Annotated in this window: 13 protein-coding genes; 7 read left to right on the forward strand and 6 right to left on the reverse strand. The window is 66.1% G+C overall.

The features are described 5' to 3' along the window. Positions 1-2: 2 nt before the first annotated feature. The 4 genes from FBY20_RS21120 to FBY20_RS21135 are packed head-to-tail and all read right to left on the reverse strand — an operon-like array spanning position 3 to position 3741. Positions 3-365, reverse strand: coding sequence for a VanZ family protein (locus FBY20_RS21120; protein WP_056324604.1), 363 nt, complete (start codon positions 363-365; stop codon positions 3-5). A gap of 31 nt (positions 366-396) precedes the next feature. After that, positions 397-1827: a mannose-1-phosphate guanylyltransferase/mannose-6-phosphate isomerase gene (locus tag FBY20_RS21125; protein WP_056323706.1), complete on the reverse strand. Its 1431-nt coding sequence runs from the start codon at positions 1825-1827 to the stop codon at positions 397-399. 5 nt (positions 1828-1832) lie between these two features. Beyond that, positions 1833-2285, reverse strand: a complete 453-nt coding sequence (locus FBY20_RS21130; protein ID WP_056323709.1) for a GDP-mannose mannosyl hydrolase — start codon at positions 2283-2285, stop codon at positions 1833-1835. Between the two features lie 46 nt (positions 2286-2331). Then, complete coding sequence (locus tag FBY20_RS21135; RefSeq protein WP_056323712.1) at positions 2332-3741, reverse strand: undecaprenyl-phosphate glucose phosphotransferase; 1410 nt, start codon at positions 3739-3741, stop codon at positions 2332-2334. Between the two features lie 242 nt (positions 3742-3983). Here FBY20_RS21135 and FBY20_RS21140 point away from each other — a divergent pair, with 242 nt between their 5' ends. The 7 genes from FBY20_RS21140 to FBY20_RS21170 all read left to right on the forward strand — a co-directional run bounded on the left by FBY20_RS21140 (position 3984) and on the right by FBY20_RS21170 (position 13637). After that, complete coding sequence (locus FBY20_RS21140; RefSeq protein ID WP_062839163.1) at positions 3984-5120, forward strand: polysaccharide biosynthesis/export family protein; 1137 nt, start codon at positions 3984-3986, stop codon at positions 5118-5120. 65 nt (positions 5121-5185) lie between these two features. Next, entirely contained in the window at positions 5186-7447 is a 2262-nt protein-coding gene (locus tag FBY20_RS21145) for a GNVR domain-containing protein (protein WP_056323719.1), read from the forward strand. Between the two features lie 21 nt (positions 7448-7468). Continuing rightward, positions 7469-8866 (forward strand): phosphomannomutase/phosphoglucomutase, encoded by a 1398-nt coding sequence (locus FBY20_RS21150; RefSeq protein WP_142054419.1) that lies wholly within the window; start codon positions 7469-7471, stop codon positions 8864-8866. 13 nt (positions 8867-8879) lie between these two features. Further along, a complete protein-coding gene (gene pgi, locus FBY20_RS21155; RefSeq protein ID WP_056323725.1) occupies positions 8880-10547 on the forward strand; it encodes a glucose-6-phosphate isomerase in 1668 nt (555 codons plus the stop codon). 12 nt (positions 10548-10559) lie between these two features. Next, positions 10560-11612, forward strand: a complete 1053-nt coding sequence (gene galE, locus FBY20_RS21160) for a UDP-glucose 4-epimerase GalE (RefSeq protein ID WP_056323728.1) — start codon at positions 10560-10562, stop codon at positions 11610-11612. Positions 11613-11794: 182 nt separating this feature from the next. Continuing rightward, positions 11795-12742, forward strand: coding sequence for a serine O-acetyltransferase EpsC (gene epsC / locus FBY20_RS21165; protein ID WP_056323730.1), 948 nt, complete (start codon positions 11795-11797; stop codon positions 12740-12742). A gap of 76 nt (positions 12743-12818) precedes the next feature. Beyond that, the gene (locus FBY20_RS21170; protein WP_142054421.1) at positions 12819-13637 is read left to right on the forward strand and encodes an NAD-dependent protein deacetylase; all 819 of its coding nucleotides are present in this window, start codon (positions 12819-12821) and stop codon (positions 13635-13637) included. Between the two features lie 159 nt (positions 13638-13796). On the opposite strand, the gene FBY20_RS21175 is transcribed toward FBY20_RS21170, so the two are convergent. Together FBY20_RS21175 and FBY20_RS21180 are read right to left on the reverse strand one after the other, a co-directional pair. Next, positions 13797-14651, reverse strand: coding sequence for an inositol monophosphatase family protein (locus tag FBY20_RS21175; RefSeq protein WP_142054423.1), 855 nt, complete (start codon positions 14649-14651; stop codon positions 13797-13799). A 121-nt stretch (positions 14652-14772) separates the two neighbouring features. Further along, positions 14773-16242 carry an NAD-dependent succinate-semialdehyde dehydrogenase gene (locus FBY20_RS21180; RefSeq protein WP_142054425.1) on the reverse strand — a complete coding sequence of 490 codons (1470 nt, stop codon included), beginning with the start codon at positions 16240-16242 and terminating at the stop codon, positions 14773-14775. Positions 16243-16325: the final 83 nt, after the last annotated feature.

Consider the following 16325-nt stretch of genomic DNA (forward strand, 5'->3'; position numbering starts at 1 on the left):
CCTTAAGACTTAGTGACTGCACGAAAGGAGCCGATGGCTGCGTTACCAATGTGCAAAGAGATTACTGTTGCACCAGCCGCTGAGATATCGGCCAAAAGGTCTAAGAGATCCGCCTGCCGGTAGGGAAAAAAGGATTGGATTGATTCATCCAGCGCGCCCAGCGCGGTAACCGCCAGCATGGCCACGAGCGCGGGACGCCGGTTCACCGACAGGTAGATCAGCGCGGTCAGGCAGGCGTAGGCGGCCAGGTGCAGCCGCTTGTCGCCAAAGGCATCGGACATGTCTGCCGCCAGCCCAGGCAGGTTGCCCACCGTGACCAGCACGATGAAAAACAGGGCCGCCGCGGGCAGGCAAATCCTTGCCATGCCCGGGCGCCAGAAGGGAACTGAAACCTGCTCAGACACGACCGTACATATCCTGGAATCGCACGATGTCGTCTTCGCCGAGATAGGCGCCCGATTGCACCTCGATGATCTCCAGCGGAATCTTCCCGGGGTTCTCCAGGCTGTGGATCTCGCCCAGCGGGATGTAGGTCGACTGGTTCTCGGTCAACAGGTACTGCTTGTCGCCGTTGTAGATGCGGGCGGTTCCGGACACCACGATCCAGTGCTCGGCACGGTGATGGTGCATCTGCGAGGACAGGCGCGCGCCGGGTTTCACGGTGATGCGCTTGACCTGGTAGCGCGGCCCCTGGCCAACGGAGTCGTACGACCCCCAGGGCCGCTGGACCTCGCGGTGGTGGTTGAGCTCGCTGCGGTGCTGCGCCTTGAACACCTCGACCAGGCGCTTGACGTCCTGCGAGCGCGACTTGTGCGCGACCAGGACCGCGTCGGCCGTCTCGATGACGACGATGTCGTCCAGGCCCACCGAGGCGACCAGCCGGCTGGTCGAATGGATGAGGCAGTTGCGCGAATCCTCCACCATGACGTCGCCCGTGGTGGAGTTGCCTTCCACCGACTTCTGGGCGATGCCCCAGACGGCGTCCCACGCGCCCACGTCGCTCCACGAGGCCGCCAGCGGGATGACCACCGCGCTGTCGGTGCGCTCCATGATGGCGTAGTCCATCGAATCGCTGGGGCACGCCTCGAACGCCGGGCCGTCCAGGTGAAAGAGCCCGTTGTCGCCATGCCCGGTGAGCACGGCGGCCTCGGCCTGCTCCAGGATCTTGGGCGCCAGCCGCCCCAGTTCGGCCAGGAAAACCGAGGCCTGGAAGGCGAACATGCCGCTGTTCCAGTAATAGCCGCCGTCATCGATGAAGCGCTGGGCGACCTCGGGCGACGGTTTTTCCACGAACCGGCGCACGCGGCGCGCGGGCGCCATGGCGCCGGGCTCGTCGGCCTGGATGTAGCCGTATCCGCTGAGCGGCGCGGTCGGCTTGATGCCGAATGTCACCAGCGCGCCCTGACGGGCGGCGTCGTACGCCTGGGCGAAGGCCGCGCTCAGCACTTCGCCATCCTCCAGCACGTGGTCCGACGGCATGATGAGCATGATCGGGTCCTCGCCATCCTGCATCGCCCGCAGCGTGGCGGCGGCGATGGCCGGCGCGGTGTTACGCGCGAACGGCTCCAGGATGACCTCGGCGTCCTTGATGCCCAGCTCCTCGGCCTGTTCCGCCGCAATGTAGCGGTGCGCCTCGTTGCAGACCAGGATGGGACGGGCCTGCGCGCCGGCCGAGTCCAGCCGCCGCAGGGTGTTCTGCAACAGGCTGCGGTCATCGGTCAAACGGATGAACTGCTTCGGCAGCAGCTCGCGCGACAGCGGCCACAGGCGCGAGCCTGAACCGCCGCAAAGAATCACAGCCCGGTACGGGGGACGGGGGTTGGTCATGGCTCTCACTCCTTGAAGTAGGCCTGGGTGTACGGATGCACGCCGGGATCGGCGGCGATCACTTCCCCGGGCAGCCAGCGGTAGCCGCTGTGCTGCGCCAAGGGAAGGCTTGCGGTATCCAGAGAAAGCTCGGCCTCGTAGGCGAGGACGACGTAGTGGGTGGAGCGTCCCGCCTCACCCGCGAAATTCGTGCCATAGAAGTGCTCGTACACGCCGCGCGGCGTCCAGGCGAGATCGGGCAGCGAGAGGCCCAGCTCGTCCTGGACGATGCGGCGCAGCGCGCGCTGCAGGGATTCGTTCTTGCGGATCCGGCCGCCGGGCACGAACCACGCGCCCTGCGCGGGCGGATTGGCGCGCAGCCCGGTCAGGTAGTTGCCGGCGCCGTCGCGCAGCAGCAGGTCGATCGACACCAGCGGCAGCATCTCAACCGCCTGGCGGAAGTCCGCGCGGGCCAGCACTCCACCCCGCGGCGCTGGCGCTTCGCGCACAGGCCATCCCAACGGTTTAGTAGACATTGCGGCCCGTCCAACCCGATACCGCCGTGCGCGCGATGATCAGCAGATCCATCCGGAACGTCCAATGCTGGATGTAGTAGATGTCGTGTTCGACCCGGTCGCTCATCTTGCGCAGCGTGTCGGTCTGCCCGCGAAAGCCGTTGACCTGCGCCCACCCGGTGATGCCCGGCTTGACGCGATGGCGCATCATGTAGCGCTGCACCAGGTCCTTGTACATTTCGTTGTGCTCCAGCGCATGCGGACGCGGGCCCACCACCGACATGTCGCCCATCAGCACGTTCAGGAACTGCGGCAGTTCGTCCAGGCTGGTGCGGCGCAGGAAACCGCCGATGCGCGTGACGCGGCTGTCGTTGCGCGTGGCTTGCGTGACCACGCCCTGTTCCTGGTGCACGGTCATGGTGCGGAACTTGTAGACGTGGAACACCTTGCCGTCCACGCCCAGACGCGGCTGCGTGAAAAAGACCGGGCCGCGCGAGGTCAGCTTGATCAGCAAGGCCACGGTCAGCATTACGGGCGCCAGGCCAATCAGCGCGCACAGCGCAAAGCTGCGGTCGAAGGCTTCCTTGGCCCAGCCGCGCACGCCTGCGGCCGGCAGACTGTTCAACTGGATGGCGGGCAGCCCCAGGAATTCGCCGATGCGATGGCCCAGCAGCTGAATGGACATGACATCGGGAATCCAGCGGATGTCCACCAGGTCGTTGCGCAGGTGATAGAGCACCTCGCGCAGCTCCTGGCCGGCTTCCATCGGCAGCACGATCCAGATTTCGCGCACGTTGTTTTCGCGCACGAAGGTGGTCAGGTTGTCCAGATCATGCAGACGGCGGACCTGCGGCGGCAGGATCTCATGCGGTTCGGCGTAGATCCCCGATATCTGGTAGCCGGCCTCGCGGTACTTTTCCACGCGGCGCCACATGTCGTGGCCCAGCGCGCCAAAGCCCACCAGCAGCACGCGCTTCTTGTCCATGCCGCGATCGCGCGCCGCGCCCAGCGCCGCATACACGGCGATGCGCACGCCGGCCAGCGCCAGCGCCGTCATGCCGAACCAGGTTGCAGCCCATAAGCGGGATATCGCGCCGGTCTGGTGCATGAGAAAACTGACGAAGATGCCCAACGCGAACACGGTGGCCCACGCAGCCAGGCTGCGCACCACCAGATCGGTCAGGAGGCGTCCGCGCCACGACACATACAGGCGGAAGGCCGGGAAGATCGCGATCGCACCCAGGCCGCAAAGGTAGATCAGGAACAGATGAATCTGCGGAGGATCCGTCAAGGCCTCTTCCGAGAATTTCAAACCGGTGGCAGTCAGGCCGCAGGTGATGACGATCGCGGCGTCGAGCAAGCGATACAGATAGCTTGCTCCGCTGAACCTTGCCGACGTGTCCGTTTGGGACGGGTCCATCGCGCACTCCTGTTCGGGGGGAAGCGCCCTGCGGCAAGCAACGACTGTGCAGTGCCGCAAAGCATGTGGCTACCGACAAAATCTTATTGAGAGCGCAACTCACCCGAAACCTCCAAACGATGTAGGAGAAGGCTTAGGGCATCCGTCGAATGTGCGGGACTAGGAAAAGCGTGTGGAATGTCGCAACCCGTTACGCATCGGGCTCCTTTCCAAGCAACGAAGTCATTCACAGTGGATTCGCCATGACTACACTTTTCGGAACGTTGAGCCGAGCCATAGCCGCTATCGCGCTCGTGTCCTCGCTGAGCGCTTGCGCCTTGTCTCCCGGCATGACGTTCAGCGCCAATCAACTCGCGGATCCGCTGGACCCGAACTCCAAGGCTGTCATCAAGGAAATCACGCCGTCGCTGGTGCTCGATGAGCAGCGCGCGCGTGAAGCGCTGCTCGACAACGAAGGCATTGGCCACCTGGTCGGCAAGCCCGGTCCCTACCTCATCGGGCCTGGAGACATCCTGTCGATCGTCGTGTGGGATCACCCCGAGCTCGTGCTTCCGACGCAAACCTACGCCATCGGATCGGGGGCAACGGAATTAGCCATCGGGGATACCGCCTCGGGCATTCCGGGCTATACGGTCTCATCCACTGGATATATCCAGTTTCCGTATACGGGACTGCTGAAAGTGGCGGGGTTGACTGAACTTCAGGCGCGCAATCTCATAGTCAACAGTTCTAGCAAGTACATACAGGACCCGCAGATCACCGTACGCGTTCTGGGATTTCGCAGCAAGCGCATCTTCGTCGATGGCGAGGTAACGACGCCGGGTACGGTTGCGATCAACGATGTTCCCATGACCCTGTTGGAAGCGCTCAACAGGGCCGGAGGCATTCTGCCTACCGGCGATCGCAGTGCGGTCTATGTGATCCGCGATGGCCGTCGTACTCGCGTGAACCTTCCCGCGCTGATCGAGCGCGGCCAGGATCTGAACCAGGTCATGCTCAAGGCAGGGGACATCGTGAGAGTCACGCCGCGCGACGACAGCAAGGTGTTCGTGATGGGCGAAGTCTTCCTGCCCGGCGCCTCGGTCATGCGCGATGGCCGCATGTCGCTGACCGAAGCACTGGGCCTGGCGGGCGGGCCGAACCAGCTCACGGCCGACCCTTCGCAAATTTTCGTCGTGCGCGCCACGGAGGAGGCAAAGCCTTTGGTCTACCACTTGAACGCCGCATCGCCGCAAGCCCTTGCGGTAGGCGCGAAGTTTGAATTGCAACCCAAAGACGTCGTGTTCGTGGATACGGCCAGCCTGGTGCGGTGGAACCGCTTCATCAGCAACCTGTTCCCGAGCGCGCAAACCGTACAGACCGTCAAGTCCATCGATTAGTCCGCCTGAAAAACCCGCCTTTGGGGGCGCCGCAACCGCGGCGGCGCCCTCTCCTGGAGAGCTGCATGTCGTTGCCCATCGAATCCTTCGAGCCGTCAGTACCGGCCCGTCAGCAGGAAACCCCCTTGTCGTCCCACGTGGACGCCATTTTTTCCAACCGCTGGATGATCGTTGCGATCACCCTGTTTGCGTTTCTCGGCGCGCTGGCCTACGTGATGGTGACGCCGTCGGTCTATTCGGCTGACATCATCGTGCAGGTCGAGGAGGAGCTTCCGAACGGGCAGGCGCGAAGCCTGCTGGGCGATGTGTCGTCGATGTTCGACACCAAGGCGGAAACGTCCGGCGAAATGGAAGTGCTGCGGTCGCGCATGGTCGTCGGTCCCGCTGTCGACAAGTTTCTGCTCTACATCCACGCCAAGCCGCGCTATTTCCCGGTGGTGGGCGAGTGGCTTGCACAGCGTTATGAGAGCCTGCCGTATCCGTCCGGCTTGCCGCGCGGCGGCTATGCGTGGGGCGGCGAGACCATCGCGATCTCGCAGCTGGACGTGCCCAACGAATGGCTGGGCAAGCCGTTTCGCCTGACCACGCTGGGCGAAGGCCGCTACACGCTTAGCGACAAGCTGACCGGCGCGACCTTCACCGGCACGGTGGGCAAGCCCGAACGCTTCCTGCTGCCGGGCGGCGGCGCCATGGACGTGCATGTCGACGCGCTGTCGGGCCGTCCGGGCACCGAGTTCACGGTGTCGCGCAGCTCGCGCCTGGCGGCCATCGAGAACGTGCAGTCACACATGGGCATCTTTGAACGCGGCCGCGCCTCGGGCGTGATCGGCGTCACGCTGGAGGGCAACGATCCGGCGCTGACGACCGCGGTGCTGAACCAGATCGGCCAGGAATACGTGCAGCAGAACGTGAACCGCAAGTCGGCCCAGGCCGAGAAGTCGCTGGTGTTCCTGGAACAGCAACTGCCGCAACTGAAGGCCGAGCTCGACGCCGCGGAAACCAAGTACAACCAGTTGCGCAACAAGCGCGGCACGATCGACCTGAGCGAGGAAGCCAAGCTGATCCTCGCGCAGTCGGTGGACGCGCAGACCCGCGTGATGGAACTGCGCCAGAAGCGTCAGGAACTGATCACGCGCTTTGCGCCGACGCACCCGAGCATCGTGGGCATCGACCGTCAGATCGCATCGCTGACCGGCGACGTCAACCGCCTGGGCAACAACATCAAGCAGCTGCCGGATCTGGAACAGGACGTGGTGCGCCTGGTGCGTGACGTGCGCGTCAACACCGAGCTGTACACGGCGCTGCTCAACAACACGCAACAGCTCAAGCTGATCCGCGCCGGCAAGGTGGGCAACGTGCGCATCCTGGATGCGGCCGTGCAGCCCGACAAGCCGGTGCGTCCGAAGGCCGCGATCATCATTGGCGTGGCCACCGCGGCCGGCCTGATCTTCGCCATCCTGTGCGCGTTCGTGCGCAACGCCCTGTTCGGCGGCCTGTCCGAGCCGGAAGACGTCGAGCGCCATACCGGCTTGCCGGTGCTGGCGGCCATTCCGTACAGCGACGTGCAGGACAAGCTGTGGCGCCGCAGCCGGCGCAAGAACGCCACCGTGCCCGCGCTGCTGGCCCAGAGTCAGGGCAACTCGCCACCCATCGAAAGCCTGCGGTCCTTCCGCAACGTGCTGCAGGCCTCGCTGCGCCAGTCGGCCAACAACATGGTCATGTTCACGGGGCCGGTGGCGGGCGTGGGTAAATCCTTCCTGTCTGCAAATTTTGCCTTCATCCAGGGCGGCGTCGGCAAGCGCGTGCTGCTGATCGATGCCGACTTCCGCAAGGGCCAGCTCAACCGCTACTTCGGCGTGCCCAAGGAAGATGGCCTGTTCGAAGTGCTGACCGGCACGATCCCGCTCAGCCGCGTCAGAAAGCACAGCGTGTCCGAGGGCGTGGACTTCATCGCCACGGGCGCCGTCACCTTCGATCCGTCCGAACTGCTGGCCTCGCCCGTCTTCGGCGAAACCCTGCGGGAACTGGCCACGCAGTACGACATGGTGATCCTGGACACGGCGCCCGTGCTGTCCTCGCCCGATGCGGCCGTGGTCGGCACGCATGCCGCGGCCGTGATGGTGGTGGTGCGGTCCGGCATGAACACCGTGGGCGAGATCCGCGAGACGGCCAAGCGCCTGATCCAGGCGGGCGCCCCGGTGGACGGCGTGCTCTTCAATGGCTTGAAGCTGATGCCGGAACGCTTTGGCTTCCGGTCCAAGTACGGTGGTTATCGCTACTCCCGTGCGGCGTACTACGGTGATTTCAAACACAACGGTCCCAAGTGAACGCCACCCGGAGAAACTGGCATGCACGGAACTTTTGGCTGGGACACGCCGCAGATTCTGGATGCGGTTTTCAAGGCCTACGACATACGGGGAACAGTACCGGACGAATTGGATGCAAGGTTTGCCCACAGCCTGGGGATGGCGGTGGGCGCCAAGGCCCACGAGCAGGGGGTGCGGTCGATCGTGGTGGGGCGCGATGGCAGGCTGAGCAGCGTCGAACTGTCCGCGGCGCTGCAGGCGGGGCTGCGTTCGGCGGGCATGCACGTCATCGATATCGGCATGGCGACCACGCCGATGGTGTATTTCACGACCCGGCTGATGGACACCGGCACCGGCATCGCAGTGACGGGCAGCCATAACCCGCCCACGCACAACGGCTTCAAGATCGTGATGGAGGGCGGTTCGTTGTACGGCGACGGCCTGACGGCGCTGCGCGATGCGATGCGCCAGCCGATCGATTCGGCGCCGGTGCCGGGCGGGCGCACGCAGATGCAGATCACCCCCTGCTATGCGGCGCGCCTGGTGGGCGACATCCGCATGGCGCGGCCCATGAAGATCGCCATCGATTGCGGCAGTGGCGTGGCGGGCGCGGTGGCGCCGGGGCTCTTTCGGGCGCTTGGATGCGAGGTCACCGAACTGTTCTGCGAAGTGGACGGCTCTTTTCCGGGGCATCACCCGGATCCGGCCGATCCCCAGAACCTGCAGGACCTGATCTATTGCCTGCGCTATTCGGATTGCGAGGTGGGCCTGGCGTTCGACGGCGACGGCGACCGGCTGGGCGTGGTCACAAAATCGGGACAGATCATCTGGCCGGATCGCCAACTGATCCTGTTCGCCCGCGACGTGCTGGCGCGCAACCCGGGCGCCGAGGTGATCTACGACGTGAAATGCAGCCGCCATGTGGCCCGCGCCATCACCGAGGCGGGCGGCAAGGCGACCATGTGGAAGACAGGGCATTCCCTGATAAAGGCCAAGATGCGGGAGTCGGGAGCGCTACTTGCTGGAGAGATGAGCGGCCACATTTTCTTCAAGGAGCGCTGGTATGGCTTTGACGACGGCATCTACGCCGCCGCCCGCCTGCTGGAAATCCTCTCGTCGGCGCCGGACCCCTCGGCTTTGCTGGAAAGCTTGCCGCAGTCCTGCGCCACCCCCGAATTGAAACTGGAGACCACGGAAGGCGTCGAGCTTGTGCAGGCGCTGCGCGACCAAGGGGAATTCCCCGGCGCAGTGTCGATCAACGAGCTCGACGGGATCCGTGTGGATTACGCGGATGGCTTCGGCCTTGCGCGACCGTCCAACACCACGCCAACGGTGGTACTCCGGTTCGAAGGAGACAACGTGGCCGCGCTGGCTCGTATCGAGGAGGACTTTCGCAAGGCGTTCAAGCGCATTGCACCTCACATTCGTTTACCGTTCTAAGGAGCATCACGCGATGGGAAAGGCTCAACAGGCGATTGAGGCGTTAAGGGCAGACTCCGGACTGGCAAACAGCCCCGAGTGGATGGCTTTCGCGCAGGCTGCGCAGAATGCCGAACTGGACGCCAGTGCGCTCAAGGTGATCGAGGCGGCAGGGTTGTGCGTGGACCTGACCATGCAACGCCAGTCGCCGTCGCTGGACGGCGCCGGCATGGCGCTGCTGCAGGCGCGCGGACTGGAAGAGGCGCGCCGCGCGCTGTTTGCCGGGGAACCGGTCAACTGGACTGAAAACCGCGCGGCATGGCATACCGCGCTGCGCGCGGGACGCACGCGCGAACAGCCCGAAGGGCAGGACGCGGATTCCGTCTGCGAGTATTCGCGCATGACCGACTTTGTGCGGCGCGTGGACCAGACGGCGGACTTCTCCACCGTCCTGCACATCGGCATCGGCGGCAGCGACTGGGGCCCGCGCCTGGCGGTGCAGGCCTTCGGCGGACCGCTGCAGCGCCGGCAGATCCGCTTTGTCTCCAACATCTGCGGCCATGCGTTCCATGACGCGGTGGCCGGGCTGGATCCGCGCCGCACGCTGGTGGTGGTGTCGTCCAAATCCTTCACCACGACGGAAACGCTGCACAACGCTCGCGCCGCCATTGCATGGCTCAAGCAGGGCGGCGTGGCCGACGTGTCCGACCATCTGGCGGCCGTCACCGCCAATGCGCCGGCCGCGCGCGCGCTGGGCGTGCCGTCCAGCCAGGTCTTCAAGATGTGCGACTGGGTGGGCGGGCGCTATTCCGTGTGGTCGGTCGCCGGCCTGTCCATCGCGTTGACGGTGGGCGTGGACGTGCTGATCGGCATGCGCGCGGGCGCCGAAGCGATGGATCAGCATTTCCTGCAGACGCCGTTCGCGGCCAACGCGCCGGTGCAACTGGCGCTGGCCGGGCTGGTCAATTGCAGCGTGCTGGGATTCAACTCGCTGAACGTCGCGGCCTATAGCGGGCGCCTCTTGCACCTGGTGACCTATCTGCAGCAGCTGGAGATGGAATCGCTGGGCAAGCGGGTCGCGGGCGATGGCTCGGCAGTCGGCGTGCCGACGGCCCCCATCATCTGGGGCATGCCGGGCACCGACGGCCAGCACACGTTCTTCCAGTGGCTGCATCAAAGCGAGGAAGGCGCGCCGGTCGACTTCATCGCCAGCCTGCAAGGGCATGCCGACAGCCCCGATGCGCATCGCATGCTGCTGGCCAACTGCCTCGCGCAGCGCCAGGCGCTGTTGCGCGGCAAGAGCCTGGAGCAGGCGATGCTGGACGTGGCGCACATCGACAACCAGGAGCGCGCGCTGACGTTGGCGCAGCACATGGTGCATCCGGGCGGCCGGCCGTCGACGCTGATCGTCCTGCGCCAGCTCGATCCGCGCAGCCTGGGCGCGCTGCTGGCCCTGTACGAGCACAAGGTGTTCGTGCAGAGCGTGGTCTGGGGCATCAACCCCTTCGACCAATACGGCGTGGAACTGGGCAAGCGGCTTGCCAGCGGCATCGAGCGCGAGCTGGCGGTGCCGGTGTCGGCGGGCGTGGTCGACTGGGGCCATGATGCCTCCACGTCGTACTGGATCGACCGCTACCGCAGCCATGCGCAGGCCCCGCGTCCCCGCCATGCGTGGGTGCCGGGCATGGCGGCCCATCTCTGACGGAGCATCGACATGCCGGACACGCACGTGCTGGTGACGGGCGGCGCAGGGTATATCGGCACCCACACGCTGGTGGCGATGATCGCCGCCGGCCTGCGGCCGCTGGTGCTGGACAACTTCAGCAACGGCAGCCGCGAGGCCGTGCGCCGCGTGGAGCAGCTTTGCGGCACGCCGATCCCGCTGGTCGAAGGCGACATCCGTTCGCCCGGGCTGGTGGCCGGCGTGCTGGCGCAGGCGGCGGCACGCGGCATGCCGGTGCAGTCGGTGCTGCACCTGGCCGGCTGCAAGGCGGTGGGCGAATCGGTGGCGAACCCGCTCAAGTATTACGACAACAACGTGCAGGGTTCGCTCGTCCTCTTGCGCACCATGCGTGAGGCGGGCGTGTCGCGGCTGGTGTTCAGCTCGTCGGCCACGGTGTATGGCGAACCGCAATACCTGCCGTTCACCGAGGCCCATCCGCTGGCGCCGGCCAATCCCTATGGCCGCACCAAGCTGATGGTCGAGGAAATGCTGAAGGACGTATGCGTGGCCGATCCCGCGTTCAGCGCCGTCACGCTGCGTTACTTCAATCCCATCGGCGCGCATCCCAGCGGATTGATCGGTGAGAGCCCGCGCGACCTGCCCAACAATCTCTTTCCGTTCATCACGCAGGTGGCGGTGGGGCGCCAGCCGTTTCTGCGCGTGTTCGGCGACGACTACGACACGCCCGACGGCACCGGCGTGCGCGATTACCTGCACGTCATGGATCTGGCGCGTGGCCATGTGCAGGCGCTGACCTATGCGGAAACCCATCCCGGGTTCGTGGCGGTAAACCTGGGAACGGGGCAGGGCACCAGCGTGATGGAACTGGTGCACGCGTTCGAGCGCGTCAATGGCTGCAAGATTCCGCTGCGCGTCCTGCCGCGGCGGCCGGGCGATGTCGAGCGAATGTGGGCCGATCCGGCGCTGGCGGCGTCGCTGTTGGGCTGGTCCAGCACGCACGGGGTGGACGCCATGTGCGCGGACGGGTGGCGCTGGCAGCAGGGCAATCCGCAGGGCTACGAGGTCGAGCCGGCAACGGCATAACCCCAACGCCATATCGGATGACTTTCGGCCTGCGCGCCAGAGCGGTTACAGTTGACGGAATTATTGCGAAGCAGCATTGCCCGGCGCTCTGCCCCGGGGGCTTCGCACCGTCAGCGAGGCAAACCCATGTTCGTTATCCATCCGACTGCCGGAACCGCCGGCTCCCTGTCCGGAGCCCGGCAATGAGCGGCCCCACCCATTTCCCCACCGCGCACTGGAACCTGGACGGCATCGTGTCCGGCCTGCGCGAGGCCCGCGTCGCCTGGCGCGGCCCGCGCGGCCGCCTGCGCGACGATGCCGGCCTGCGCGAGTTCCCTTCTCAAGAGAGCCTGCGCCAGATCGTCAAGGATCTCTGTGGCGCCTTGTTCCCGATGCGCCTGGGGCCCATCGACCTGCGCGAGGAAGTCGAGGACTTCTACGTCGGTCACACCATTGGCGCCGCGCTCGATGCGCTGCTGCATCAGGTCTGTCTGGAACTGCAATACGAAGGCCGTCATGACCCGGCCCTGCAGGCGGACACGCAACAGCGTGCCACGGAGATCGTGCGCCAGTTCGGCGCCCAGCTGCCGGCCGTGCGCGCCGCGCTCGACCTGGATGTGATGGCCGCCTATCAGGGCGACCCGGCCGCGCACAACGTGGACGAAGTGCTGCTGTGCTATCCGGGCGTGGCGGCAATGATCCATCACCGTCTTGCCAATGTCCTGTATCGCCTGGGCGTGCCGATGCTGGCGCGCATCGTCGCCGAGATCGCCCACGCCGACACCGGCATCGACATCCATCCGGGCGCGACCATCGGCCGCAGCTTTTTCATCGACCACGGCACGGGCGTCGTGATTGGCGAAACCGCCATCATCGGCGACCGCGTGCGGCTCTATCAGATGGTCACGCTGGGCGCCAAGCGCTTCCCGCCCGGCGAAAACGGTGAACTCAAGAAGGGCCTGGCGCGCCACCCGCTGATCGAGGACGATGTCGTGATCTACGCGGGCGCCACGATCCTGGGCCGCGTGACGATCGGCAAGGGGTCGACCATTGGCGGCAATGTCTGGCTCACGCGCAGCGTGCCGCCGGGCAGCAATGTGACGCAGGCCAGCCTGGTCAGCGACATGCCCGATTGCGGGCTGGGCGGCTGAGGGCCGCGGCCCGCGCGGCGCGAGCTGCGGCGCGCGGGCGCGGCAATCGCGGGTGCGTCAATTCGAGGAGCGAGTATTGGATACAGCAGTTCCGGAGCTGGCCGCGCTGCGCGGCTTCATCGACCGCCATCCGCGGCTCTTCGTCCTGACCGGGGCCGGCGTCAGCACCGACTCGGGCATCCCTGACTATCGCGACACCGAAGGCGAATGGAAGCGCCAGCCGCCCATGACGCTGCAGATGTTCATGGGCGGCGAACTGGCCCGCGCGCGCTATTGGGCGCGCAGCATGGTGGGCTGGCGCCGCTTCGGGCACGTTCGGCCCAACGCGTCGCATCTGGCGCTGGCGCGTCTGCAGGCGCGCGGCAACGTCGACATCCTGGTGACCCAGAACGTGGACGGCCTGCACGAGGCCGCGGGCAGCCGCGATGTCGTGGACCTGCACGGCCGCCTGGACGCCGTGCGCTGCATGAACTGCGACTGGCGGGGCGGCCGCCACGACTGGCAGGAAAAGCTGCACGCGCTGAATCCGGATTGGATGCAGCTGGAGGCAAGCGATGCGCCCGACGGCGACGCCGACCTGGACGGCCACGACTTTTCGCGGTTCGCGGTGCCGCCCTGTCCGCGCTGCGGCGGCATCGTCAAGCCCGACGTGGTGTTCTTCGGCGAGACAGTCCCGCGCGAGCGCGTGGAGCGCGCCAATGCGGCCCTTGAAAGCGCCGACGCGGTGCTGGTGGTGGGCTCGTCCCTGATGGTGTATTCGGGCTACCGCTTTGTCACCGCCGCGTCGCGTGGCGGCTTGCCCATCGCCGCCATCAATCTGGGACGCACCCGCGCCGACAGCCTGCTGACCTTGAAAGTGGAACTGCCCTGCGCGGTGGCGCTGGAAGCGCTTTAAGAAGAAGCGGGTCGGCCGGTTTTTGAGCGGTCTAAGCAAGTGCTTGCCCGGCAACGCTTTTTTCGGCCGGTTACAGACCTTTCCATAGGGTTGTCCACAGGAACTGGGGATAACTCCTAGGGATAACCCCAGTTTTTCGGGGTGGTTTCGAGCGCGCTGTCAAGTCTCGATGGATTCCAATGCGTCCCCCAGCAGCGCCTTGCGCGCCGCATGCCAGCTTCCGGCGTCGGGGGCGTACAGCAATCCGCCCGTGCGGTGGGTGGGCTTGTAGGGCGAGCCGTCGAAATGCGCTGCATAGCCGCCCGCTTCCCGATGCAGCAGCCAGCCGGCAGCGTGATCCCAGGCGGTCAGCTGGTTGTACAGCGCCACATGGCAATGGCCCGCGGCAAGCATGCGGTATTCGTGCGCGGCGCAGCGCAGCGAGGCCGTGCTGCCCAGCTGCGAGAGGTTGCCGTTGACGGTCGTGCGCAGCGGCTCGGGCAGGGCGCCGGTGGAGATCATGCCGTCCATGTCATGCGGGGGCGCGGGGCTCGCAACCGCCAGCGGCGCCCGCTTGCCGTTTTCGAATTCCAGCCAGGCGCCTTCGCCGCGCACCGCCAGCGCGCTGTCGCGGCTGACCGGGTCGTAGATCACGCCGGCGATCACGTCGCCGCGATGGCAGGCCGCGATCATCATGCCGAACAGCGGCAGGCCCGCGACGTAGTTGCGCGTGCCGTCGATGGGGTCGATGAGGAATGCGAGGTCGGCGTCGACCAGCATGTTCAAGAGGGCGGGATTGCGCGCCGAGGCTTCTTCGCCGATCAGCACGGCGCCGGGATGCAGCTTGGCCAGGCGCGTGGCGATCAGGCGTTCGGCGGCCTCGTCGGCGTCGGTGACCAGATCGCGCGGGGAGGTCTTGCCGCGCACGACGCCTTCGGGCAGGTTGCGAAACCGCGGCATGACTTCCGCCTGCGCGGTTTCCGCCAGGATGGCCGCCAGCCTGCGGGTGTCCTCAAGGGTGAAGGTTCTGCTCATACGGACTCTTCCAGGGAACGCGCAAATCTAACACGCCTGGATGGTATCGGAATGAACACGGCGCGCACATCGGCCACGCGGTCGACAGGCGCGCGCGGCGGGCCGCCGCGCGCGCCTGGTTTCATGCGCCGAGGTCGACGCAGAGGTACTTGATCTCCAGGTACTCTTCGATGCCGTACTTGGAGCCTTCGCGGCCAAGGCCCGACTGCTTGACGCCGCCGAACGGGCCGACCTCGTTGGAGATGAGACCGGTGTTGATGCCGACGATGCCGTATTCCAGCGCTTCGGACACGCGCCAGATGCGGGCGTAGTCGCGCGTGAAGAAGTACGCGGCCAGGCCGAAGATGGTGTCGTTGGCCATGCCGATGACTTCGTCCTCGGACTCGAAGCGGAACAGCGGCGCGACCGGGCCGAAGGTTTCCTCGCTGGCAAAGCGCATCGATTGCGTCACGTCTCGCACCACGGTGGGTTCGAAGAACGTGCCGCCCTTCGCGTGCGGCTTGCCGCCCGCGATGACCTTGGCGCCGTGCGAGGTGGCGTCGGCGATGTGCTCCTGCACCTTCTCGACCGCGTTGCGGTCGATCAGCGGACCCTGCGTCACGCCGTCTTCAAAGCCGTCACCCACCTTCATGGCGTTGACCTTGTCGACCAGGCGCTTGGCGACTTCCTCGTACACGCCGGCCTGCACGTAGATGCGGTTGGCGCACACGCAGGTCTGGCCGGCATTGCGGTACTTCGAGGCCAGAATGCCGTCGACCGCGCGGTCCAGGTCGGCGTCGTCGAACACGATGAAGGGCGCGTTGCCGCCCAGTTCGAGCGACAGCTTCTTGATGGTAGGCGCGCATTGCTCCATCAGCGTGCGGCCCACTTCAGTCGAGCCGGTGAAGCTCAGCTTGCGCACCACGTCGCTTTCGCACAGGGCCGCGCCGATGTCGCGCGAGCTGCCGGTGATGACGTGAAAGACGCCGGCCGGCACGCCGGCCTCTTCGGCCAGCACGGCCAGCGCCAGCGCGGTCAGCGGCGTCTGCTGGGCGGGCTTGACGATCATGGTGCAGCCGGCGGCCAGGGCCGGGCCGGCCTTGCGGGTGATCATCGCAGCGGGGAAGTTCCAGGGCGTGATCGCAGCGGTGACGCCGATGGGCTGCTTGAGCGCCATCAGGCGTTGACCGGCCTTGGGGCTTTGCAGGATGTCGCCGTCGACGCGCTTGGCTTCCTCGGCAAACCACTCCAGGAACGAGGCCGCGTAGGCGATTTCGCCGGCCGCCTCGGTGACGGGCTTGCCCTGTTCGGACGTCATGATGGCAGCCAGGTCCTTCTGGTTCTGCATCATCAGTTGCGCCCACTTCAGGAGGATCGTGGCGCGTTCCTTGCCGGTCTTGGCGGCCCAGGCGGGCAGGGCGGCCTGGGCGCTCGCGATGGCCTGTTCGGTTTCCTTGCGGCCCAGCTTGGGCACGGACACGATGGTCTTGCCGGTGGACGGATTGTCGACGGGGATCGATGCGCCTTCGCCGGCGCCAACCCACTTGCCGTCGATGTAGCAGGCGTCGCGCAGCAGGTCGGGACGGGCGAGGGGATGGGACAGTGCTGTCATTTGGGAGTCTCCTTGATGGGTGCGGCGGGCCAAGCGACGACGGGCGCGGCAGGGTTCAGGCTTGAGATCCAAGCCGGGAACCT

The organism is Achromobacter sp. SLBN-14, assembly GCF_006715415.1.
In the GTDB taxonomy this organism is placed as follows: domain Bacteria; phylum Pseudomonadota; class Gammaproteobacteria; order Burkholderiales; family Burkholderiaceae_B; genus Achromobacter; species Achromobacter mucicolens.